Genomic DNA, 893 nt, shown 5'->3' on the forward strand with positions numbered 1-893 from the left:
CGAGCGCGAGACCGAGGTGCTGCGACTCGTCGCCAAGGGACTGTCGGCCAAGCAGATCGCCGCGCGGCTCACGCTCAGTCACCGCACGGTGGAGAACCACGTGCAGGCGACCCTGCGCAAGCTGCAGCTCGCCAACCGCGTGGAGCTCACCCGTTACGCGATCGAGCAGGGGCTGGACTAGCGCACCGGAGCCGCACCGGTCCTCTAGAATTCGACCGCTCCCGCAGTTCCGGTGCGGCGGTGGCGTGCTCGATCGAAAGGCGGAGCGATCGAAAGGCGGGGCGATCGAAAGGCGGGGCGATCGAAAGGCGGGCGGGATGAGTTCCCCTGGCGTGGCGCTCGGCGTGCTGGGAGGCTTCGCCGCCACCGTCGACGGACGACCGATCGACCTCGGCGGCATCCGGCAGCGTGCCCTGCTCGCCGCCCTCGTCGTCGCGTTCCCGGGCGACGTCTCGGGGGAGCGGCTGCTCGAACAGGTCTGGCACGACGTCGACGACCCGAAGACGAGTTCGCTGCACTTCGCCGTCTCCAAGCTGCGCGACCGGCTCAGCCCGCAGCGACCGCGCGGGGACGAGGGGGTGATCGTCCGGGAGGGCTCGCGGTACCGGCTCGCCGTCGCCGCGGAGCAGATCGACGCCGTGCGGTTCGCCGACCTCGTCGCGCGCGGCGACCGGCTGCGCGAGCAGGGTGCCGCTCAGGCCGCGGCCGAGGCCTACGCGACCGCGTTGTCGTGCTGGCGGGGGTCGCCCTACGCCGACGTCGCCGACGCCGAGTTCGTGCGCCCCGAGGTCGCGCGGCTGACGGCGATCGAGTTGCGCACCCGCAAGGCCCTGCTGCAGATCCGGCTGGACCAGGGCGGCTCCGACGACGTCGTCGAGGCCGCCGAGCGGCTC

The 893-nt window shown here is 72.7% G+C and carries 2 protein-coding genes; both read left to right on the forward strand.

All coding sequences use genetic code 11. The features are described 5' to 3' along the window. Positions 1-181: response regulator transcription factor (locus CQZ88_RS31750; protein WP_258008761.1), on the forward strand; the 181-nt coding region annotated here is incomplete at its 5' end. A 136-nt stretch (positions 182-317) separates the two neighbouring features. Beyond that, positions 318-893, forward strand: a 576-nt coding sequence (locus CQZ88_RS31755) for a BTAD domain-containing putative transcriptional regulator (RefSeq protein WP_258008762.1), incomplete at its 3' end; no start/stop codon positions are given.

It is taken from the genome of Rhodococcus sp. ENV425, assembly GCF_002887785.1.
Taxonomy (GTDB): Bacteria; Actinomycetota; Actinomycetes; order Mycobacteriales; family Mycobacteriaceae; genus Rhodococcus; species Rhodococcus aetherivorans.